General features: G+C 74.3%; 15 protein-coding genes and 1 tRNA gene. 11 read left to right on the top strand and 5 right to left on the bottom strand.

Annotation, left to right across the window (positions count from 1 at the left end):
- Positions 1 to 70: 70 nt before the first annotated feature.
- Positions 71 to 1066: an aldo/keto reductase gene (locus HKK73_RS13615; protein ID WP_043655897.1), complete on the top strand. Its 996-nt coding sequence runs from the start codon at positions 71 to 73 to the stop codon at positions 1064 to 1066.
- 102 nt (positions 1067 to 1168) lie between these two features.
- Here HKK73_RS13615 and HKK73_RS13610 read toward each other — a convergent pair whose 3' ends face one another.
- The 3 genes from HKK73_RS13610 to HKK73_RS13600 form a co-directional block, all read right to left on the bottom strand.
- A complete protein-coding gene (locus HKK73_RS13610) occupies positions 1169 to 4996 on the bottom strand; it encodes a multifunctional oxoglutarate decarboxylase/oxoglutarate dehydrogenase thiamine pyrophosphate-binding subunit/dihydrolipoyllysine-residue succinyltransferase subunit (RefSeq protein ID WP_249355983.1) in 3828 nt (1275 codons plus the stop codon).
- 395 nt (positions 4997 to 5391) lie between these two features.
- Positions 5392 to 6588: a cell wall metabolism sensor histidine kinase WalK gene (locus tag HKK73_RS13605; RefSeq protein ID WP_137281208.1), complete on the bottom strand. Its 1197-nt coding sequence runs from the start codon at positions 6586 to 6588 to the stop codon at positions 5392 to 5394.
- Complete coding sequence (locus HKK73_RS13600) at positions 6585 to 7391, bottom strand: response regulator transcription factor (protein WP_228075110.1); 807 nt, start codon at positions 7389 to 7391, stop codon at positions 6585 to 6587. Before HKK73_RS13600 ends, HKK73_RS13605 begins: the two co-directional genes overlap by 4 nt.
- A 186-nt stretch (positions 7392 to 7577) precedes the next feature.
- On the opposite strand from HKK73_RS13600, the gene HKK73_RS13595 reads away from it, so the two are divergent.
- The 4 genes from HKK73_RS13595 to HKK73_RS13580 all read left to right on the top strand — a co-directional run bounded on the left by HKK73_RS13595 (position 7578) and on the right by HKK73_RS13580 (position 11575).
- Positions 7578 to 8954: a hemolysin family protein gene (locus HKK73_RS13595; RefSeq protein WP_085388699.1), complete on the top strand. Its 1377-nt coding sequence runs from the start codon at positions 7578 to 7580 to the stop codon at positions 8952 to 8954.
- Positions 8951 to 9994: a hemolysin family protein gene (locus HKK73_RS13590; protein WP_085387547.1), complete on the top strand. Its 1044-nt coding sequence runs from the start codon at positions 8951 to 8953 to the stop codon at positions 9992 to 9994. Before HKK73_RS13595 ends, HKK73_RS13590 begins: the two co-directional genes overlap by 4 nt.
- Before the next feature lie 155 nt (positions 9995 to 10149).
- Positions 10150 to 10956: a D-alanyl-D-alanine carboxypeptidase family protein gene (locus HKK73_RS13585; RefSeq protein WP_085387548.1), complete on the top strand. Its 807-nt coding sequence runs from the start codon at positions 10150 to 10152 to the stop codon at positions 10954 to 10956.
- Between the two features lie 55 nt (positions 10957 to 11011).
- Positions 11012 to 11575 carry a hypothetical protein gene (locus tag HKK73_RS13580; RefSeq protein WP_171468200.1) on the top strand — a complete coding sequence of 188 codons (564 nt, stop codon included), beginning with the start codon at positions 11012 to 11014 and terminating at the stop codon, positions 11573 to 11575.
- A gap of 39 nt (positions 11576 to 11614) precedes the next feature.
- On the opposite strand, the gene HKK73_RS13575 is transcribed toward HKK73_RS13580, so the two are convergent.
- Positions 11615 to 12247 carry a CYTH domain-containing protein gene (locus HKK73_RS13575; protein ID WP_034655122.1) on the bottom strand — a complete coding sequence of 211 codons (633 nt, stop codon included), beginning with the start codon at positions 12245 to 12247 and terminating at the stop codon, positions 11615 to 11617.
- Positions 12248 to 12359: 112 nt separating this feature from the next.
- Positions 12360 to 12432: transfer RNA gene (locus HKK73_RS13570), tRNA-Arg, on the bottom strand.
- A gap of 235 nt (positions 12433 to 12667) precedes the next feature.
- Here HKK73_RS13570 and argS point away from each other — a divergent pair.
- The 6 genes from argS to rho all read left to right on the top strand — a co-directional run bounded on the left by argS (position 12668) and on the right by rho (position 21637).
- On the top strand, positions 12668 to 14353 hold the full coding sequence (gene argS, locus HKK73_RS13565) for an arginine--tRNA ligase (RefSeq protein WP_171468199.1): 1686 nt from the start codon (positions 12668 to 12670) through the stop codon (positions 14351 to 14353).
- Complete coding sequence (lysA, locus tag HKK73_RS13560; RefSeq protein WP_171468198.1) at positions 14350 to 15738, top strand: diaminopimelate decarboxylase; 1389 nt, start codon at positions 14350 to 14352, stop codon at positions 15736 to 15738. The genes argS and lysA overlap by 4 nt, the downstream gene beginning before the upstream one ends.
- Before the next feature lie 159 nt (positions 15739 to 15897).
- Positions 15898 to 17235, top strand: coding sequence for a homoserine dehydrogenase (locus HKK73_RS13555; RefSeq protein ID WP_086150772.1), 1338 nt, complete (start codon positions 15898 to 15900; stop codon positions 17233 to 17235).
- Entirely contained in the window at positions 17235 to 18338 is a 1104-nt protein-coding gene (gene thrC / locus HKK73_RS13550; protein WP_171468197.1) for a threonine synthase, read from the top strand. Before HKK73_RS13555 ends, thrC begins: the two co-directional genes overlap by 1 nt.
- On the top strand, positions 18338 to 19267 hold the full coding sequence (thrB, locus tag HKK73_RS13545) for a homoserine kinase (protein ID WP_043658744.1): 930 nt from the start codon (positions 18338 to 18340) through the stop codon (positions 19265 to 19267). Before thrC ends, thrB begins: the two co-directional genes overlap by 1 nt.
- Before the next feature lie 249 nt (positions 19268 to 19516).
- Positions 19517 to 21637 (top strand): transcription termination factor Rho, encoded by a 2121-nt coding sequence (rho, locus tag HKK73_RS13540; protein WP_171468196.1) that lies wholly within the window; start codon positions 19517 to 19519, stop codon positions 21635 to 21637.
- Positions 21638 to 21743 lie beyond the last annotated feature (106 nt).

Below are 21743 nucleotides of genomic sequence, written 5' to 3'. Positions count from 1 at the left end.
CGCCCACGCCCGTCAGACTCGGTGCCCGGGTGTGTCTTCCGGCGCACCCGACGCAGCACGAGGAGGAACGATGGAACGACAGGTGCTCGGGCGGACGGGACGGCTCGTCTCGGTCGTCGGACTGGGAACCTGGCAGCTCGGCGCCGACTGGGGCGACGTGAGCGAGGACGACGCGCGCGCCGTCCTCGACGCCTCCGCGCAGGCCGGCGTGACGTTCTTCGACACCGCGGACGTCTACGGCGACGGGCGCAGCGAGCAGATCATCGGCTCCTACCTCGCCGACAACCCCGGCCACGGGATCACGGTCGCCACGAAGATGGGCCGCCGGGAGCCGCAGGACGCCGACAACTACACGCTCGCCAAGTTCCGCGAGTGGGTCGACCGCTCGCGCCGCAACCTGCGGACCGACCGGCTGGACCTCGTGCAGCTGCACTGCCCGCCGACCGCCGTCTACTCGCGCGACGAGGTCTACGACGGCCTCGACACGCTCGTCGCCGAGGGTGCGATCGCGAGCTACGGCGTGAGCGTCGAGACCGTGGACGAGGCCCTCACGGCCATCGCGCGCCCCCACGTCGCCACGGTGCAGATCATCCTCAACGCGTTCCGGCTCAAGCCGCTCGACGCGGTGCTGCCCGCGGCGTCCGACGCCGGCGTCGGCGTCATCGCGCGCGTCCCGCTCGCGTCCGGGCTGCTGTCCGGGAAGTACACGAAGGACACGACGTTCGCCGCGGACGACCACCGCACGTACAACCGCGACGGCAGCGCGTTCGACGTCGGCGAGACGTTCTCGGGCGTCGACTTCGAGACCGGCGTGCAGGCGGCGGCCGAGTTCACCACGCTCGTGCACGACGTCGTCGGGCAGGACCTCACCCCGGCCCAGGTGGCCATCGCGTGGGTCTGGCAGCAGCCGGGCGTGTCGACCGTCATCCCCGGCGCGCGCAACGTCGAGCAGGCGCGGTCGAACGCCGCCGCGGGCGACGCGGACGTCCTCGGCCCGCTCTTCACCTCGGGCGTGCGCGAGATCTACGACCGCTACCTGCGCGAGAAGATCCACGACCGCTGGTAGGTCGGCAGGACCGGCCCCCGGTCCGACGGCGACGGCGCACCGACGACGAAGGCCCCCTCCGCGCGGAGGGGGCCTTCGTCGTGCGCGGGTCGTGCGAGCCGGTCAGCGGGCGAACGCCTGCTCCAGCAGCACGGCCTGCTGCGCCTGGTGCTTCTTCGCCGTGCCGGCGGCCGTGGAGGCCGACGCCGGGCGGGAGACGACGCTCACGCGCGGCAGGTCCTCGGGCAGGTTGATGTGCACGAACGACCAGGCACCCTGGTTCTCGGGCTCGTCCTGGACCCAGACGACCTCGGCGCCCGGGTACTTCGCGAGCTCGGCCCGGATGCCGTCGACGTCGAGCGGGTACAGCTGCTCGAGGCGGACCAGCGCCACGCCCTCGTCGCCGCGCTTGGTGCGCTCGGCGAGCAGGTCGTAGTAGACGCGGCCCGTGCACAGGAGCACGCGGTCGACCTTCGCCGGGTCGGCCGACGCGTCCGGGATCACCGGGCGGAACGTGCCGGTCGTGAAGTCCTCGACGCTCGACGCGGCCGCCTTGAGGCGCAACAGCTGCTTCGGCGTGAAGACGATGAGCGGACGACGCGGGCGGGCGTACGCCTGCCGGCGGAGCAGGTGGAAGTACGACGCCGGCGTGGACGGCTGCGCGACCGTCATGTTGTCCTCGGCCGCGAGCTGGAGGAAGCGCTCGATGCGCGCGGACGAGTGGTCCGGTCCCTGGCCCTCGTAGCCGTGGGGGAGGAGCATGACGACCGAGGAGTACTGGCCCCACTTCTGCTCGGCGGACGAGATGAACTCGTCGATCACCGTCTGGGCGCCGTTGACGAAGTCGCCGAACTGCGCCTCCCACAGCACGAGCGCGTCGGGGCGCTCGACCGAGTAGCCGTACTCGAACCCGAGTGCTGCGTACTCCGAGAGCGAGGAGTCGTAGACCCAGAACTTCGCTTGGTCCGCCGACAGGTACAGCAGCGGCGTCCACTCGGCGCCCGTCTCGCGGTCGTGCAGGACGGCGTGACGCTGCACGAACGTGCCACGGCGCGAGTCCTGGCCGGCGAGGCGCACCGGGGTGCCCTCGACGAGGAGCGAGCCGAACGCGGCGAGCTCGCCGAAGCCCCAGTCGATGTTGCCCTCGACGGACATCTGCCGGCGCTTCTCGAGGAGCTGCGCGAGCTTCGGGTGGACGGTGAAGCCCTCCGGCGGCGCGACGTGCACCTGGCCGACGCGCTCGAGGACCGAGCGGTCGATCGCCGTCTTCCAGCCGACCATGGTCCCGGCGTCCTCGAGCTGGGACTCCGGGCGCTCGAGACCGGCGACCGGCTCGCGGTCCGCGGCGGGCGTGAAGCCGCCCTCCTTGGTCTCGGTGAAGACGCGCTCGAGCTGGGCCTGGTAGTCCTGGAGGACGTGCTCGGCCTCCTCGAGCGTGATGTCCCCGCGCGCGACGAGGTTCTCGGTGTACAGCTTGCGCACCGAGCGCTTCGCCTCGATGAGGTTGTACATGAGCGGCTGCGTCATCGAGGGGTCGTCGCCCTCGTTGTGACCGCGGCGGCGGTAGCAGATCATGTCGATGATCACGTCGCGGTCGAACTGCTCGCGGAACGCGAAGGCGAGCTCGGCGACGCGCACGCACGCCTCGGGGTCGTCGCCGTTCACGTGGAAGATCGGGACCTGGTAGCCCTTGGCGACGTCGGTCGCGTACGTCGTCGAGCGCGACGACGACGGGCCCGTGGTGAAGCCGACCTGGTTGTTGATGATGACGTGCACGGTGCCGCCGGTGCGGTACCCGCGCAGCTGCGCGAGGTTGAGCACCTCGGGCACGACGCCCTGGCCCGCGAAGGCCGCGTCGCCGTGGATGAGGATCGGCAGCACGGAGAAGCCGTCGCCGCCCAGGTCGATGCGGTCCTGCTTGGCGCGCACGATGCCCTCGAGCACCGGGTCGACCGCCTCGAGGTGCGAGGGGTTCGCCGCGAGGTAGACCTTCGTCGTCGCACCGGTCTCGGCCGTGAAGACGCCCTCGGTGCCGAGGTGGTACTTCACGTCGCCCGAGCCCTGGACGCTCTTCGGGTCGAGGTTGCCCTCGAACTCCGCGAAGATCTGCGCGTAGCTCTTGCCCGCGATGTTGGCGAGCACGTTGAGCCGCCCGCGGTGCGCCATGCCGATGCCGACCTCGTCGAGGCCGTTCTCGGCGGCCTTCGACAGGATCGCGTCGAGCAGCGGGATGAGCGCCTCGCCGCCCTCGAGCGAGAAGCGCTTCTGCCCGACGAACTTCGTCTGCAGGAACGTCTCGAACGCCTCGGCGGAGTTGAGGCGGCGCAGGATGCGGAGCTGGTCCTCGCGCGGCGTACGCGCGTACCCGGACTCGAGGCGCTCCTGGAGCCACTTGCGCTGGGTGCGGTCCGCCAGGTGCATGTACTCCACGCCGACGGTGCGGCAGTAGGAGTCGCGCAGCAGGCCGAGGATGTCGCGCAGCGTCGACTTGGTGCGGCCGCCGAACCCGCCCGTGGGGAACGTGCGGTCGAGGTCCCACAGCGTCATGCCGTGGTTCTGGATGTCGAGGTCGCCGTGCTTGCGCTGGCGGTACGCGAGCGGGTCGGTGTCGGCCATGAGGTGGCCGCGCGAGCGGTAGGAGTGCACCAGCTCGGCGATCTTGGCGGGCTTGGCCGCCTCGATCTCGGCGTCCGTCGTGTTGTCGCGGACCCAGCGCACCGGCTCGTAGGGGATGCGCAGCGCGGCGAACACGCGGTCGTAGAAGCCGTCCTCGCCGAGGAGCTTCTGCGACAGGATGCGCAGGAACTCGCCCGACTGCGCGCCCTGGATGATGCGGTGGTCGTAGGTCGACGTGATCGTCAGGACCTTCGAGATGCCCAGGCGGGCGAGCCGCTCGGTCGAGGCGCCCGCGAACTCCGCGGGGTAGTCCATCGCGCCGACGCCGATGATCGTGCCCTGGCCCTGCATGAGGCGGGGCACGGAGTGCACGGTGCCGATGCCGCCCGGGTTGGTGAGCGAGATCGTGGTGCCCGCGAAGTCGTCGACGCCGAGCTTGCCGCCGCGCGCACGGCGCACGAGGTCCTCGTAGGCCGCCCAGAACTGGGCGAAGTCCATCGTCTCGGCCTTCTTGATGCTCGGCACGAGGAGCTGGCGCGAGCCGTCGGGCTTCGCCAGGTCGATCGCGAGCCCGAAGTTCACGTGCGCGGGCTGGTTGATCGCGGGCTTGCCCTCGATCTGCGTGTAGCTCGCGTTCATCACCGGCATGTCGGCCAGCGCCTCGACGAGCGCGAAGCCGATGAGGTGCGTGAACGAGATCTTGCCGCCGCGACCGCGCGCGAGGTGGTTGTTGATGACGATGCGGTTGTCGACCATGAGCTTGGCCGGCACCGCGCGCACCGACGTCGCCGTCGGCACCTGGATGCTGGCCTCCATGTTCGTCACGACGCGCGCGGCCGGGCCGCGGAGCTTCTGCACGTCGTCCGTGGCCTGGTCCTCGGGCGCGGGGGCGCCGGCGACCTTGCGCGCGGGCACCTGGGCGTACGGCGCCGTCGCGGGCTGGGCGGTCGCGACGGGGCGCGACGCGTGCACGGCCTCGACCGCGGCGTTGACCGCCGGGTCGGCCGGGAGCTTCGGCGGCTTGACGCGCTGCGCGGCCTCGGCGGCGGCCGAGCCGTCCGTCACGGCGGTCGGCGCCGCGGGTGCCGGCGCGGTGGGCGCCGCCGGAGCGGGCGAGCCGTTCGCCGCGGCCGGGCGGGACCCGTTCGCGGGTGCCGCGGCCGGGACGGACCCGTTCGAGGGCGCCGCCGGGGCGTCGCTCGTGGTGTCGGCGTCCGAGCGCTCCGCAGGGCGGTAGTCCTCGAAGAAGTCCCACCACGCGGGGTCTACCGCGTTCTTGTCCTGGAGGTACTGCTCGTACAGCTCGTCGACGAGCCACTCGTTCGCTCCGAACACGGAGCTTGCGTCGCTGATCGCCTCTGACTCAGCCTTCGGGGACACGCGAGGATCGCCCACTTTCACACACAGGTCGCTGTCGGTCACAGCCCGCGACCGTGGCACGACGGCGCACCGCTGCTGCGGCGCCCCCGACGTCGGCACGGGCTCGTCCGGGTTCCGGACCACTCCAGCCTAGGCCCTCGTCGTCGGCCTCGGGCGTTGGGCCGAGCGTTCCGGCGCGGCCTGTTCGCGGGTTCTTCACGCCGTGTCTGGGCCAGGCAAACGTGACCCCACGCGCACCTCGTCGGAGGGCAAGATCGCGGAATTCCACGCCATCCCGAGGTATCTCCGCGCGGCGGTGTGACGCATCTCACGCACGAGCGCGGGCGGGTGCGCGCGCTGTCAGGACGGAGTCACCGCACGTCGGGGTGCGCCGTGTACGACGCGTCCCCGTCCTCGGGCGGGAACGGCGCGGAGCCCGCGTGCGCGGGCAGCGTGACGCGCATCGTCGCTCCCCGGCGCGAGTCCGCGACCTCGATCCGGCCGCCGTGCAGGTCCACCGCCCAGCGCACGATCGCGAGCCCGATCCCCGTGCCGCCCGTCGAGCCGCCCGTCGTCGTGTGCGCGCCCGTCGCGCTGGCCCGGGCGAACCGCTCGAAGATCCGCTCGCGGTCCTCCTTGGCGATCCCCGGGCCCTCGTCGACGACCTCCAGCACGACGTCGTCGTCCACCGGGTACGCCTCGAGCCGGATCTCCCCGCCCTGCGGCGAGTGCCGGATCGCGTTCTGCAGGAGGTTGGTCACGACCTGGTGCAGCCGCTCGCGGTCCGCCTCGAGCACGAGGTCCGGGGGCGTGACGTCGACGACGTAGCGCAGCTGCTTGCCCGCCTCGACCATCGACACGGCCTCGGCGTTCTCCTCGAGGAAGTCGCCGACGTCGATCTGGGTGATGTTGAGCGCCGCCGCGCCCGCCTCGATGCGCGACAGGTCCAGGAGGTACGCGACGAGCCGCGTGAGGCGCTCGGTCTGCGCGAGCGACATCTCCATCGTCGCGGGCGTCGGGGGCGTCACCCCGTCCACGACGTTCTCGAGCTGGGCCTGGAGCGCCGCGATCGGGGTGCGCAGCTCGTGCGAGACGTTCGCGATGAGCTCGCGGCGCACCTGGTCGCTCGTCGCGAGGTCCTCCGCCATGACGTTGAACGCGACCGCGAGCTGGCCCACCTCGTCGCGGCTCGTGGCGCGCACGCGCCGCGTGTAGTCGCCGTCGGCCATCGCCCGGGCGGCGGCGGTCATCTCCCGCAGGGGGGACGTCATACCGCGCGCGAGGAGCTGCGTGAGCAGCAGCGACAGCACGATCGCGAGCGGGAACGTGCGTGACGGCCCGAGCTGGTTCTGCAGCCCGATCCACGTGATGAGGACGGCGAGCGTCACCGTCGCGGCGACCAGCACGCCGAGCTTGATCTTCAGCGAGCGGAACGAGTCGAGCGGCCGGACGTCGGGGAGGTGCGGGCGGATCGTGTGGGCCCGGTGCGGTCCCGGCCGCGCCGGGCCGGGAGCCTGCGCCTGGCCCGGGTCCGTGCCGCCGGCGGGGTCGGCGGGGGAGGAGGTCATCCGGCGGGCGGCTCGAACGCGTAGCCGACGCCGTGGACCGTGCGGATGAGGTCCGCACCGAGCTTGCGGCGCAGCGCCTTGATGTGGGAGTCGACGGTGCGCGTCCCGCTGGCGTCGGCCCAGTCCCACACCTCGGCGAGCAGGCGCTCGCGCGTGAGGACCGTCTTCGGCGAGCTCGCGAGCATGACGAGCAGCTCGAACTCGGTGGGCGTGAGGTGGACCTCCTCCCCCGCGCGGTAGACGCGGCGCTGGGCCTTGTCGATCGTCACGTCGCCCACCGTCATGGGCGGGTCGCTCGGGGCGGAGCTCGCGGCCTGCGTGGCGCGGTCGACGCGGCGCAGCAGCGCCTTGATGCGCGCGACGAGCTCGCGCATGGAGAACGGCTTCGTCATGTAGTCGTCCGCGCCGACGCCGAGCCCGATGAGCATGTCGGTCTCGTCGTCGCGCGCGGTGAGCATGAGGATCGGGACGGGCTGCTCCGCCTGGATGCGGCGCGTGACCTCGAGGCCGTCGATGCCGGGGAGCATGACGTCGAGGACGATCGCGTCCGGGCGCAGGCGCGCCGCGGCGTCGACGGCGGACAGGCCGTCGCGCGCGACCTCGACGCGCCAGCCCTCCGCGCTCAGCCGCTGCGCGATGGCGGTCGCGATCGCGGGCTCGTCCTCGACGACGAGGACCGTGGCCGCCTGCTGCGGGGTGCCGCCGCCGGCCACCGGGGCGGTCGTGGGCACGGGCCCGCGGCCGGGGACGGGACCGGCCCCCGCGCCGGTCGGTGCTGCGCTCGCTGCCCTCGGATCTGCCATGGGATACAGCGTGGCACACGTCGGCCCAGGTCGGCCGGATTTCGTCGTCGTCGGGGGACCAGGTCGCGCGCTCGTGCGGTGCCGCCCGGGGGCCGCCGGGCCGTCCCTCCCGGGCGCCGCGCGACGGGCGAGCGCTAACATCGTCGGCACGATGAAGAGCACCTCCCGATATCGGTGGAGCACCTCGTGGTAGGCGACTGGGTCATGGTCGCGCTCGGGGTGCTCCTCACCGCAGGTACCGCCGTCTTCGTGGCCAGCGAGTTCTCCCTGGTCACCCTCGACCCCGCCGTCCTCCCCGCCGGGGACGACGCCGACCAGGAGGGCGACAGACGCGGCTCCCCGCCGTCGGGCGGGCCGGGCGGCCCCGACCGCCGCGACCGCAGCGTCCGGGCCGGGCTCAAGCACCTGTCGACCGAGCTCTCCTCGGCGCAGGTCGGCATCACCCTCACCACGATCCTCCTCGGGTACACCGCGCAGCCCGCGCTCCTCGCGCTCTTCGGGGACGCCCTGAGCTCGACGCCGCTCGGCCACGCGGCCTCCGCGGTCCTCGCGGGCGTGCTCGCGCTGCTCGTCGTGAACTTCGTCTCGATGCTCTTCGGCGAGCTCATCCCCAAGAACTTCGCGCTCAGCGCGCCCTACGCCACCGCGCGGCAGGTCGTGCCCGTGCAGCGGCAGTTCACCAAGCTGTTCCGGCCGGTCATCGCCGTGCTCAACGGCTCGGCGAACGCGATCCTGCGCCGCGTCGGGGTCGAGCCGCGCGAGGAGCTGTCGGGCGCCCGCTCGGCGTCCGAGCTCGCCGCCCTCGTGCGCCGCTCCGCCCAGGAGGGCACGCTCGACGTCTCCGTCGCGACCCTCCTCACCAACTCGATCGAGCTCGACGAGCTGAGCGCCGTCGACGTCATGACCGACCGCATGCGCATGGTCGTCGTGGACCGGGACGCGACCGCCGCGGACGTCGTCGACGCCGCCCGGCGCACCGGGCACTCGCGGTTCCCCGTCATCGGCGAGGACCGCGACGACGTCGTCGGCCTCGTCCACCTGCGCCGCGCCGTCGCCGTCCCCTACGAGCGGCGCCACGAGGTCCCCGCGGCGGCCCTCATGGCCGACGCCCCGCGGGTGCCCGAGACGGTGCGGCTCGGCCCGCTCCTCGTCGAGCTCCGCGGCTTCGGCCTCCAGATGGCGGTCGTGGTCGACGAGTACGGCGGCACCTCGGGCGTCGTCACGCTCGAGGACGTCGTCGAGGAGCTCGTGGGCGACGTCGCGGACGAGCACGACCCCCGGCGCTCCGGCGCGGCCCGCCGCGCGGACGGCTCGTGGCTCGTGCCCGGCGTCATGCGGCCCGACGAGCTCACCGAGGTCACCGGGCTGCGCGTCCCCGAGGACGGCGCCTACGAGACGCTCGGCGGCCTCGTCATGGCCCGCCTCGGCCGCGTCCCCGAGCCCGGCGACGAGATCGCCGCGGGCGAGGGCCGGCACCGCGTGGTGCTGCGCGTGGAGGCGATGGAGGGGCGGCGCGTCGAGCGGCTCTCGGTCCGCGCGACACCGACGGAGGGGGACGCATGAGCTCGACCACCGCGCTCCTCGTCGCGCTCCTCCTGCTCGCCGGCAACGCGTTCTTCGTCGGCGCCGAGTTCGCGGTGATCTCCGCGCGCCGCTCGGCGATCGAGCCGCTCGCCGCGCAGGGCAACCGCCGCGCCCAGACGGTCCTGTGGGCGATGGAGCACGTGTCGCTCATGCTCGCGTGCGCCCAGCTCGGCGTGACCGTCTGCTCCACGGGACTGGGCGTCGTCGCGGAGCCGGCCATCGCGCACCTCATCGAGGACCCGCTGCACGCGCTCGGCGTGAGCACCGCGCTCGCGCACCCGATCGCGTTCGTCGTGGCGCTCGCGATCGTCGTCTACCTGCACGTGGTGCTCGGCGAGATGGTCCCGAAGAACCTCGCGGTCTCCGGGCCGGAGACGGCCGTGATGTGGTTCGGCCCGCCGCTCGTGTGGATCGGGCGCGTGCTGCGCCCCGTCATCGTCGCGCTCAACTGGCTCGCGAACCACGCGGTGCGCGCCACGGGCGTCGAGCCGAAGGACGAGGTGGCGTCGGCGTTCACCGCCGAGGAGGTGCAGTCCATCGTCGAGCACTCCCAGGCCGAGGGCGTGCTGCGCGACGAGCAGGGGCTGCTGTCCGGGGCCATCGAGTTCTCCGAGCGCACCGCGCAGGACGTCATGGTCCCCGTCGCGGACCTCGTCACCGTCACCGAGGGGTGCACGCCCGATGAGGTCGAACGCCTGGTCGCCAAGACCGGCTTCTCCCGGTTCGCCGTCGCGGACGTCACGGGCGACCTCGTGGGCTACCTGCACGTCAAGGACGTGCTCTACGCGGACGAGACGACGCGCGAGGCCCCGGTCCCGTCGTGGCGCGTGCGGGCGCTCGCGGCCGCCGCGCCCGACGACGAGGTGGAGGACGCGCTGCGCGCCATGCAGCGCTCGGGGGCGCACCTGGCGCGCGTCGACGGTCCCGAGGGCGGGGGCGCGCTCGGGGTGGTCTTCCTCGAGGACATCCTCGAGGAGCTCGTCGGCGAGGTGCGCGACGCGATGCAGCGCCGGCACTAGGCCGGCGTCCCGGCCGGCGCGAGGGTGCCCGAGGGCGCTCCGCCGAGGCTCTGAGCAGGGGACTTGGCATCGCCGGAGCCCTTCGTTACTGTTCCGTGATTGATCGGTCATCGGTGGCTCGGAGCCACCCCGACGACGTGAGAGGCAGGTGGCGGGTGGAGTCGCAGCACGGCGCACCCGCCCTCGACTCACGACGGGCCCGGCGCGAGGCGGAGCAGGGCTCCCGGCGTCGCCGCCCCCAGGCACAGGTCTCCAGCCAGCACCGCTGGGTGCCGCGCGTCGCCGTCCTCGGGACGCTCGCCGCCGCGACCATCGCGATGCCGCTCTCCGCGGGCGCCGACGACGCGCTCGGCAGCGGGTCGCCCTTCGAGCCGGAGACCCGCCCCGTCGGCCCGAGCGCGCTCGACCTCGCGACCGCCGCCGCGACCGCACCCGCCGTCTCCCCGAGCGTCGCCGCCGCGCCCCGCGTCGAGGTGCGCCGCGAGGCGGCCTCCCGCTCCGCCGCGCGCGACCCGCTGCCGGGCTGCGACCCGACCGTCCGGCCCGAGGGCACGAACGGCAAGCTCGACGAGCACGCCCTGTGCGAGCTGTGGCAGGCGGACGAGCACCTGCGACCCGACGCGGCCGTCGCGCTCTCCGCGATGAACGAGGCGTTCCGGGCCACCTTCGGCCGGGACCTCTGCCTCGTGTCGTCGTACCGCACGCTCTCGACGCAGGTCTCGCTCAAGTCCTCCCGCGGCGCCTTCGCGGCGCCCCCCGGCTGGTCCATGCACGGGTGGGGGCTCGCGATCGACCTCTGCTCCGTGGAGACCGGCTCGCGCGAGGTCTACGCGTGGATCAACCAGAACGGCGCCACGTACGGCTGGGCCAACCCGGCGTGGGCCAAGCGCGGCGGCAGCGGCGCCTACGAGCCCTGGCACTTCGAGTTCGTCCAGGGCGTCGAGGAGATCCAGAACTCCTGACGCGCCCCCGGCCGGCCGCCCCGCGCCCGGCCGCCCCGCGCCGTATCGTCGGACCGTGGCCGACCTGCTCCTCGCCGCGGTCGTCCTGCGCCGTCCCGAGCACGCGCTCGCCGCGCAGGTGCTGAGCCTCGCCGTGGGCGGCCTCGTCCGCGTGGAGCCGACGGCGCCCGGCGAGCCTCCGGTCCTCGTCCTCCTCGACGCGTCGCGTGCCTCCGAGCGCGAGCACCTCGCGCTGTCGACCCTCTTCGGCGGGACGGCGGGCGAGGGGGCGCGCGTCGCGCTCGACCCGGCCGACGACGCCCTGCGCCGCCGGGTGCACGACGCCGCGCGCCAGGTCGTGCGCAGCGCCCGCCACGACGGCTACCTGGAGGCGGGACGGTCACGCCGGCTCACGGAGAAGGGCGACGCGGTGCGGGCCGACCTCGTCGCGCTGGAGGACGCCGTCGAGCGCGAGGTCGCGGAGGCGCGCGCGCACGACCGGCCGCGCGAGCACGTGTCGCCCGGCGCGCTGCCGTGGGCGGTCCTGTTCGGGCACGAGCCCGGGTGGGTGCCGGTCGACGGGCGCACGGTCCGGTTCGACGTCGCCGCGGTGTGCGCGGCTGCGGACGCGCTGCGCTGACCCGAGGACCGGGCGTCCGGGCGCGTGCCCGTGCGGTGCCTACGGGCCGGAGAGCCGCTCGTTGCGGCCGAAGTCCTGGAGGAACCGCGGGCCGGACGCGGCGAGCTCGGCCTCGAACTCCTCGCGCCACGCGCCGTAGGGGCGGCCCGCGAGCGCGTCGTTGGAGAACCGGGGATCGTCCGTGAGCTCGGTGACGCAGAAGGCGGGGATCTGCAGGTCCGTGACGGGACCGGTGCGCTCGCACTCCGCGACGACGAGCGGGTGGTTCGCCCCGCCGAACACGTCGACGACCCAGCCGTCGGCCCCGACCCACACGGAGTAGCGGGTCTTGACGACGCGCGCACCGCCGCGGCGGATCATCTGGACGCCCACCGCCACGTCGACCTCGCGCTCCGCCTCGTAGCGCGTGCCGCCGGCCATCGGGCCCTTGACGGTGAGCGTGCACAGGTCGACGGCGGGGGCGTAGCGGTCGAGGAGTCGGACCGGGTCGGTCGTCGCGTCCATCGTCGCGTCGACCGTGGGCACCTTCGCGCGCAGCCGCAGCGCGTACCCCTCGTCGGCCAGGTAGTAGCTCTGCACGATGAGCGCGGGCGCGTCGCGCAGGTCCTCGGGCAGCTCGCGCACGAGGAACCGGCGCTCGAACTCGAAGTCCCCGTAGCCGCCGTCGGTCATGGGCCCACCGTAGCGGGAGCGCGCGGGTCGTGGCGGGACCTCGCGCAGCGGGCCCGGAGACGGCGCGAGCCCGGCCGCGCGAGGCGGGCCGGGCTCGTGGGAGCGGTGCGGGTGCCCTCGATAGGATTCGAACCTACGACCTTCTGCTCCGGAGGCAGACGCTCTATCCACTGAGCTACGAGGGCGAGCGCCGACGGTGACCGCCGACGCGATGCACGAGACTACCAGCCCGCAGGGGGTGCGCGGACCCGGCGCGGCCGGCTGCCGACCGGGTGCGCCGCCCCGGTGCTCCGGCCCGGCGCGGAGACGCGGGGGAGCGGGCCCGGCCCCCGGCGCGGCGGGACGGGGCCCCGGCGCGGCGGGACGGGCGGCGGTGAAATGGCGCGACGGACGGCCCCCGCGCCTCGGTAGAATCGCCCGGTGACCCCCGACGAGCTCTCCGAAGCGCTGAGCGCTGCCCTGGCCGCCGCCGTCGCCGACGGCACCCTCGCCCTGGACCCGACCGCGGTCCCCGAGCGCGTCCACGTGGAGCGACCCCGCCAGCGCGAGCACGGCGACTGGGCCACGAACGTCGCGCTGCAGCTCGCGAAGAAGGCGGGCACGACGCCGCGCGCGCTCGCCGAGGACCTCGCGCGCCGCCTCGCCGCGCACCCGGGCATCCGGGCCGTGGACGTCGCCGGCCCCGGCTTCCTCAACATCACGCTCGACGCGGCCGCCGCGGGCGAGCTCGCGCGCACCATCGTCGAGGCCGGCCCGGCGTACGGGCGCGGCGACTCCGCGGCGGGCAAGAAGGTCAACCTCGAGTTCGTCTCCGCGAACCCGACCGGGCCCATCCACATCGGTGGCGTCCGCTGGGCCGCCGTCGGCGACTCGCTCGCGCGCGTGCTCGAGGCGAGCGGCGCGGACGTGACGCGGGAGTACTACTTCAACGACCACGGCGCCCAGATCGACCGCTTCGCGCGCTCGCTCCTCGCGCGCTCGCGCGGCCAGGAGGCGCCGGAGGACGGGTACGGCGGCGAGTACATCACCGAGATCGCCGACGCGGTCGTCGCCGACGCCCTCGCCGCGGGCGACCCCGACCCGCGCACGCTCCCGGACGCCGAGGCGCAGGAGGTGTTCCGCGCGCGCGGCGTCGAGCGCATGTTCGGCGAGATCAAGGAGTCGCTCCACGACTTCGGCGTCGACTTCGACGTCTACTTCCACGAGGACTCGCTGCACGAGTCGGGCGCCGTCGAGCGCGCCGTCGAGCGCCTGCGCGCGTCCGGTCACATGTTCGAGAAGGACGGCGCGACCTGGCTGCGCACGACCGACTTCGGCGACGACAAGGACCGCGTCGTCATCAAGTCCGACGGCGAGGCGGCCTACATCGCGGGCGACATCGCCTACTACCTCGACAAGCGCGAGCGCGGCTTCGACGAGGTCATCATCATGCTCGGCGCCGACCACCACGGGTACGTCGGCCGCATGATGGCGGTCTGCGCGGCCTTCGGCGACACCCCGGGGAAGAACCTGCAGCTCCTCATCGGGCAGATGGTCAACCTCGTCAAGGACGGCCAGCCCGTGCGCATGTCGAAGCGCGCCGGGACGGTCGTGACGCTGGAGGACCTGGTGGACGCCGTCGGGGTCGACGCCGCGCGCTACTCGCTCGCGCGCTCGTCCGCGGACCAGAACATCGACCTCGACCTCGACCTGCTCGCGCGGGCGACGAACGAGAACCCCGTCTACTACGTGCAGTACGCGCACTCGCGCACCGCGGCGGTGGACCGCAACGCGGCCGACCGCGGCGTCGCGCGGGCCGACGGGTTCGAGCCCGCGCTGCTCGACCACCCGAGCGAGGCGGCGCTCGTCGGGCGTCTCACCGAGTTCCCGCGCATCGTCGCCCAGGCGGCCGAGCTGCGCGAGCCGCACCGCGTCGCGCGCTACCTCGAGGCCCTGGCCGGGGACTACCACACGTGGTACCAGCAGAAGTCGCAGCGTGTCCTGCCGTACCCGGACGAGGAGGTCACGGACACGCACCGCACGCGCCTGTGGCTCAACGACGCGGTGCGCCAGGTCCTCGCCAACGGCCTGGGGCTGCTCGGCGTGAGCGCGCCGGAGCGCATGTGAGCACGGGCCTGCCGGGACACCCCGGCGAGCCGTGGTCGCGCGGCGTGCGGCGCCGGGACGACGGCGTGGTCGAGGTCGCGGGCGTCGACGTCCACGACCTCGCGGCCGAGCACGGGACGCCCGCGTACGTGCTCGACGAGGCGGACTTCCGCGCCCGGGCGCGCGCGTACCGGACGGCGTTCGAGACGGCGTTCCGCGCCGTCGGGTCGGACGTCGACGTGTACTACGCGGGCAAGGCGCTGCTCACCGTGGCCGTCGCGCGCTGGGCGCGCGAGGAGGGCCTGCGCGTCGACACCGCGAGCGGGGGAGAGCTCGCGGTCGCGCTGCGCGCCGGCGTCCCCGGCCCGGAGATCGGCCTGCACGGCAACAACAAGTCCGACGCCGAGATCGGCCGGGCGCTCGACGAGGGCGTGGGCCGGATCATCGTCGACTCGCTCGTCGAGGTCGAGCGCGTCGCGCGGCTCGCGGGCGAGCGCGGCGTGGTCGCGCCCGTCATGGTCCGCGTGACGACGGGCGTCCACGCGGGCGGGCACGAGTACATCTCGACCGCGCACGAGGACCAGAAGTTCGGGCTGTCGATCGCGGCGCCGCGCCCCGCGGACGGCGGCGTGGCCGACGACTCCCCGGCGATGACGGCGCTGCTCGACGTCGTCGCGCGCCCCGAGCTGCGCCTGCTCGGGATCCACTCGCACATCGGCTCCCAGATCCTCGACCCCTCGGGCTTCGAGGTCGCGGCGCGCGCCGTGCTGGAGCTGCGGGCGCGGCTCGCGGCCCGCTCGGGCGTGCTCGTCGACGAGGTCGACATCGGCGGCGGCTACGGCATCGCGTACCTCCCGGGCGACGTCGCGCTCGACCCGGAGCGCGTCGCGAAGGACGTCGCGCGCGCGGTCGAGGCGGTGGCCGCGGAGCTCGGCACGCCGCTGCCGCGGTTCTCGATCGAGCCGGGGCGCGCGATCGTCGGGCCGGCCGGCCTCACGCTCTACACGGTCGGCACGGTGAAGCCCGTGACCCTCGACGACGGGCGCGTGCGCACGTACGTGTCGGTGGACGGCGGCATGAGCGACAACATCCGCCCCGCGCTCTACGCGGCGCAGTACCACGCGGAGGTCGTCGGCCGGGCGTCCGAGGCCGGGCCCGTGCTCGCGCGCGTCGTGGGCAAGCACTGCGAGAGCGGCGACATCGTCGTCCACGAGGTGCAGCTCCCCGGGGATGTGCGCGCGGGCGACCTGCTCGCGGTGCCCGCCACGGGGGCCTACGGCCGCTCGATGGCGTCGAACTACAACCTGCTGACGCGTCCTCCCGTGGTCGCCGTGCACGACGGCGCGAGCCGCGTGCTCGTGCGGCGCGAGACCGTCGAGGACCTGCTCGCGCTCGACGAGGGCTGACCCGCCGGCGCGCCCACAGGTCGGCATCCGACCTGTGGGCACGCCCCGGGCGGGCACGCGCGTCGCCGTATCCTGTGCCTGCGGCTCCCGAGCCACCCGGGCACGACCCGGGCCGCGCCCGGCGCCGCACCCGTCCTGACCACCCGAGGAAGGTCCGTCGTGCCGTCTGCCGCCGAGTCCCACCCGCCCCTGCGCGTCGCCCTGCTGGGGTGCGGCGTCGTCGGCACCCAGGTCGCGCGGCTGCTCACGGAGCAGGCCGACGACCTCGCGTCCCGGGTCGGTGCGCCCCTGGAGCTCGTCGGGATCGCGGTCCGCGACGCGTCCGCCCCGCGCGACGCCGCCGTGGACCGGTCGCTGCTCACGGAGGACGCGGCGAGCCTCGTCGAGCGCGCCGACATCGTCGTCGAGGTGATGGGCGGCACCGAGCCCGCGCGGTCGCTGCTGCTGCGCGCGATCGAGGCGGGCGCCGCCGTCGTGACGGCGAACAAGGCCCTCCTCGCCGAGGACGGCCCCACGCTCTACAAGGCGGCCGACGCCGCCGGGGTGGACATCTACTTCGAGGCCGCCGTCGCGGGCGCCATCCCGATCGTGCGCCCGGTGCGCGAGTCGCTCGCGGGCGACCGCGTGCGCCGCGTGCTCGGCATCGTCAACGGGACGACCAACTACGTGCTCGACCAGATGGCCACGACGGGCCGGGGCCTCGACGAGGCCGTCCGCGAGGCGCAGGACCTCGGCTACGCGGAGGCCGACCCGACGGCCGACGTCGAGGGGTACGACGCCGCGGCCAAGGCGGCGATCCTCGCGAGCCTCGCGTTCCACACGCGCGTGTCCCTCGACGACGTCGCGCGCGAGGGCATCCTCGCCGTCACGGCCGACGACGTCGCGTGGGCCGCGCAGACGGGCCACGTCATCAAGCTGCTCGCCATCGCCGAGCGGCGCGACGGCGGGGCGACCGGCGAGGCGGGCGTGTCCGTGCGCGTGCACCCGGCGCTCGTGCCGACCTCGCACCCGCTCGCGAACGTGCGCGGCTCGTTCAACGCCGTGTTCGTCGAGGCCGAGTCCGCGGGCGAGCTGATGTTCTACGGGCGCGGCGCGGGCGGGGCCCCGACGGCGTCGGCCGTGCTCGGCGACGTCGTCTCCGCCGCCCGCCACCGCGTGCTCGGGGGCAAGGGTCCGCAGGAGTCCACGTACGCCGAGCTCCCGATCCTCCCGCCGAGCGCCGCGGTCACGCGCTACCAGGTGCGGCTCGACGTCGAGGACCGCCCCGGCGTGCTCGCGCAGGTCGCGCACGCGCTCGCCGAGCACGGCGTGTCCATCGAGGCGGTCCGCCAGCCGACGGCGCGCGGCGCGGCCGACGTCGCCGAGCCCGGCGTCGCGGAGCTCCTCATCACCACGCACGCGGCGCCCGAGTCGGCGCTGTCGGCCACCGTCGCGGCGGTCGCCGAGCTCGAGCCCGTCCGCACGATCACGTCCGTCCTGAGAGTCGAGGGAGCCTGATGGCCCACCAGTGGCAAGGCATCATCGCCGAGTACCGTGACCGCCTGCCCGCGCACGTGTCCGAGCGGATCGTCACGCTCGGCGAGGGCGGCACGCCGCTCGTCGAGGCACCGGCCCTGTCGGCGCGCACGGGGGCCCAGGTCTTCGTCAAGGTCGAGGGCATGAACCCCACGGGGTCGTTCAAGGACCGCGGCATGACGGCGGCGATCTCCGCGGCCGCGGGACGCGGTGCGCAGGCGGTCGTGTGCGCGTCCACGGGCAACACGTCGGCGTCGGCGGCCGCCTACGCGGTGCGCGCGGGGATGACGTGCGCGGTGCTCGTCCCGGACGGCAAGATCGCGATGGGCAAGCTGAGCCAGGCGATCGCGCACGGCGCGCGGCTGCTCCAGGTCGACGGCAACTTCGACGACTGCCTCGTCGCGGCGCGCAAGCTCGCCGAGGCCTACCCGGTCGAGCTCGTGAATTCGGTCAACCCCGACCGCATCGAGGGCCAGAAGACGGGCGCGTTCGAGATCGTCGACGCGCTCGGCGACGCCCCGGACATCCACGCTCTGCCCGTCGGCAACGCGGGGAACATCACGGCGTACTGGAAGGGCTTCCGCGAGTACGCGGGCCAGGGCGCCGCGGGGCACGCGGGGGAGGGCCTGCCGGCCGTCGCGACGCGCACGCCGCAGATGTGGGGCTTCCAGGCGGCGGGCGCCGCGCCGATCGTCGCGGGCCACCCGATCACGGAGCCCGAGACCGTCGCGACCGCCATCCGCATCGGCAACCCCGCGTCGTGGGAGCTCGCCGAGGCCGCGCGCGACGAGTCGGGCGGCGTCATCGAGGCCGTCTCCGACGAGCAGATCCTCGCGGCGCACCGGGTCCTGTCGAGCGAGGTCGGCGTGTTCGTCGAGCCCGCGTCGGCGGCCGGCGTCGCCGGGATCCTCGCGCGCGCCGAGCGCGGGCTCGTGCCCGCGGGCGCGCGCATCGTCGTCACGGTCACGGGCCACGGGCTCAAGGACCCGCAGTGGGCGCTGCGCACGCTCGACGGCACCGAGGTCGAGCCGACGCGCGTGACCGCCGACGTGGTGTCCATCGCCGACGCCCTCGGGCTCGACTGATGCAGCTCGGCGCGGACCACGTGCGGGTGCGCGTCCCGGCGACGAGCGCGAACCTCGGCCCCGGCTTCGACGCGCTGGGCCTCGCGCTCGCGCTCCACGACGTGCTCGACGTGCGAGCGCTCGCGAGCGACGACGTCGTGGTCGACGTCGAGGGCGAGGGGGCCGGTGAGGTGCCCGGCGACGAGTCCCACCTGGTGGTGCGGGCCCTGCGGGCCGCGCTCGACGTGGCGGGCGCGCCGCAGACGGGTCTGCACCTGACGTGCGTCAACCGCGTCCCGCACGGGCGGGGCCTCGGCTCGTCCGCCGCGGCCGTCGTCGCGGGCATCGTGGCGGCGCGCGCGCTCGTCGCCGACCCGTCGGTCCTCGACGACGACGTCGCGCTCGGCCTCGCGACCGCGATCGAGGGCCACCCGGACAACGCGGCGCCCGCGCTGCTCGGCGGCGCGACCGTCGCGTGGGAGAGCGGGACGCCCGGGGCAGGGGCGCGTGCCGTCCGGCTCGACGTGCACCCCGACCTGCGGGCGACGGTGCTGGTCCCCTCGGCACGGCTCGCGACGAGCCGCGCGCGCGGGGTGCTCCCGGCGCAGGTGCCGCACGCCGACGCGGCGTTCAACGCGGGGCGGTCGGCCCTGCTCGTCGAGGCGCTCACGCGACGCCCCGACCTGCTGCTCGACGCGACCGACGACCGGCTCCACCAGGGGTACCGCGCCGGCGTCATGCCGACCACGTCGGAGCTCGTCCGCGCGCTGCGCGCGCGGGGGCTCGCGGCGACGGTGTCGGGTGCGGGCCCCACGGTCCTCGTCCTGTCCGCCGCGGAGCGCCTCGACGAGGTCGCGGGCGTCGCGGACGAGCTCGTCGGGGGGAGCGCGGACTGGTCGGTCCGCCGCCTCGACGTCGACACGCGCGGGGTCGTCGCCGAACGGCTCTGACCGCTGTCCTGCCGGTGCTAGGATGGTTTCAGCCTTCGGTCACGCTCTCGCATCAGCAGTCGAGCGTTCTCCAGCGCGGAAGTGCCGCGACAGAGCCCGTCCGAGAGAAGGCAATCCAGCCCGCGTCAGATGACGTCGTCGTACCACTGACGCGTGGTGACACCTGCGCACCGGCCGTCACGGCCGGGCGTCGACCACCCGCGGTCCGCCCTCTGAGAGACGGACGCAAACGAGGGGGAAGGGTCCTTCGTGACAGACACCATCGACACCGCCACGAGCAGCGCGACCGCTGCCGGCGGTACCGCCCGGAACGGCGCGCTCTCCACCCTGCGCCTCCCGGAGCTGCAGGCGCTCGCGTCGCAGCTCGGGGTCAAGGGCACGTCCAAGATGCGCAAGGGCGATCTCGTGGACGTCATCCGCGCCCGCACGGGCGAGCAGGGTGCTTCCGAGCGCCCCGCCGCGTCCCGGCGCGACACGGACGCGGCGCCCGCCGCGTCGCGTGAGACGAACGAGGCGCCCGTCGCCTCGGGGCGCGGCCGCAGCCGCCGCGCCGAGCGGCCTGCGGCGAGCCCCGCGGCCGGCAGCGACTCCCCGGCGACGCGTCAGGACGCGCCGTCGGCCGCGAGCCGCGAGGAGCGCACCGCCGCTCCCGTGCTCGACCTCCCGGTGCGCGCCGACGAGCAGCGCACGGAGCAGCGCGGCGAGCGCCGCGACGGCCGCCGCGACGCGCGCTCGGAGGCCGCGGCCGCGGTCGCCGAGGCCCTCGGCGAGGGCGTGCGCACGCGCGACACCGCGAACGAGTCGCCCGACGAGCGTGCTGCGCGCGCCGCGGCCGCCGTCGGCCTGGTCACGGGCGAGCGCGGCTCGCGTCGTGCGGGCCGCGGTGCCGGTGCCCCGCGCACGGGCGAGGGCGACGGCGACGCACCGCGCGCCGACCGCCAGCGTGACGGGCAGGGCGGCGAGCGCCAGCGCGAGCAGCAGCCGGAGAAGCAGTCCGGCCAGCAGTCCGGCCAGCAGGGCCGGGGCGAGCGTCAGGGCGACCGTCGTGACGACCGCCAGCTCCTGGACGACGAGCGCGGCGGGCGCCGCCGTCGGGGCCGCGACCGCGGTCGCGACCGCGACCGCAAGCGTGGCCGCAACCGCCAGGGACCGGACCTCTCGGGCCTCGACGACATCGAGGTCAACGAGGACGACGTCCTGCTCCCCGTCGCGGGCATCCTCGACATCCTCGACAACTACGCGTTCGTCCGCACCAGCGGCTACCTGCCGGGCAACAACGACGTCTACGTGTCGCTCGGCCAGGTGAAGAAGGCCGGGCTGCGCCGCGGCGACGCCGTGACGGGCGCCGTGCGCCAGCCGCGCGAGGGCGAGAACCAGGGCAACACCGCGCGCCAGAAGTTCAACGCGCTCGTCCGCCTCGACACGGTCAACGGCATGTCGCCCGAGGAGGCGCGCGAGCGTCCGGAGTTCAACCGGCTCACGCCGCTGTACCCGCAGGAGCGCCTGCGCCTCGAGAACTCCGAGGCCACGCGCCTCACGCCGCGCGTCATCGACATCGTCGCGCCGATCGGCAAGGGCCAGCGCGGTCTCATCGTCGCGCCGCCCAAGGCCGGCAAGACGATCATCATGCAGCAGATCGCCAACGCGATCGCCGCGAACAACCCCGAGGTCCACCTCATGGTGGTGCTCGTGGACGAGCGGCCCGAAGAGGTCACCGACATGGAGCGGACGGTCCGCGGCGAGGTCATCGCCTCGACGTTCGACCGCCCCGCGTCGGACCACACGATCGTCGCCGAGCTCGCGATCGAGCGCGCGAAGCGCCTGGTCGAGCTCGGTCAGGACGTCGTGGTGCTCCTCGACTCGCTCACCCGCCTGTCGCGCGCGTACAACCTCGCGGCGCCGGCCTCGGGCCGCATCCTGTCCGGTGGTGTGGACGCGTCCGCGCTCTACCCGCCGAAGCGGTTCTTCGGCGCGGCGCGCAACATCGAGAACGGCGGCTCCCTGACGATCCTCGCCTCGGCGCTCGTGGAGACGGGCTCGAAGATGGACGAGGTCATCTTCGAGGAGTTCAAGGGCACGGGGAACATGGAGCTCCGCCTGTCCCGCAACCTCGCGGACAAGCGCATCTTCCCGGCCGTGGACGTCAACGCGTCCGGCACGCGCCGCGAGGAGATCCTCATGTCGCAGGACGAGCTGAAGATCATCTACAAGCTCCGCCGCGTCATGGGCGCCCTCGACCAGCAGCAGGCGATCGAGCTGCTGCTCGGCCAGCTCAAGAAGACGCAGACGAACGTCGAGTTCCTGCTGCACGTCCAGAAGACGACGCCCGGCGGGCTGGCCGACGACGACAACGTCGGCCGCACGATCTGACGCGTCGCCCGGTCACCGACGGCTGGTGGCCCCGGGAAGTTCTCGGGGCCCCCGCGCGTTCTGGCACAATGGTTCGTCGGCCTGCGCTCGTCAGGCCGCCTGTCGC

It is taken from the genome of Cellulosimicrobium sp. 72-3 (assembly GCF_013127315.1).
In the GTDB taxonomy this organism is placed as follows: domain Bacteria; phylum Actinomycetota; class Actinomycetes; order Actinomycetales; family Cellulomonadaceae; genus Cellulosimicrobium; species Cellulosimicrobium funkei.
The sequence above is the reverse complement of the archived record's forward strand: the minus strand, read 5'-3'. Positions and strand labels throughout refer to the sequence as shown.

Coding starts and splice junctions, on each gene's coding strand:
- HKK73_RS13590 (WP_085387547.1), top strand. CDS start 8,951: ATGAGCTCGACCACCGCGCTCCTCGTCGCGCTCCTCCTGCTCGCCGGC.
- HKK73_RS13575 (WP_034655122.1), bottom strand. CDS start 12,247: ATGACCGACGGCGGCTACGGGGACTTCGAGTTCGAGCGCCGGTTCCTC.
- HKK73_RS13605 (WP_137281208.1), bottom strand. CDS start 6,588: ATGACCTCCTCCCCCGCCGACCCCGCCGGCGGCACGGACCCGGGCCAG.
- HKK73_RS13615 (WP_043655897.1), top strand. CDS start 71: ATGGAACGACAGGTGCTCGGGCGGACGGGACGGCTCGTCTCGGTCGTC.
- HKK73_RS13600 (WP_228075110.1), bottom strand. CDS start 7,391: ATGGCAGATCCGAGGGCAGCGAGCGCAGCACCGACCGGCGCGGGGGCC.
- thrC (WP_171468197.1), top strand. CDS start 17,235: ATGGCCCACCAGTGGCAAGGCATCATCGCCGAGTACCGTGACCGCCTG.
- thrB (WP_043658744.1), top strand. CDS start 18,338: ATGCAGCTCGGCGCGGACCACGTGCGGGTGCGCGTCCCGGCGACGAGC.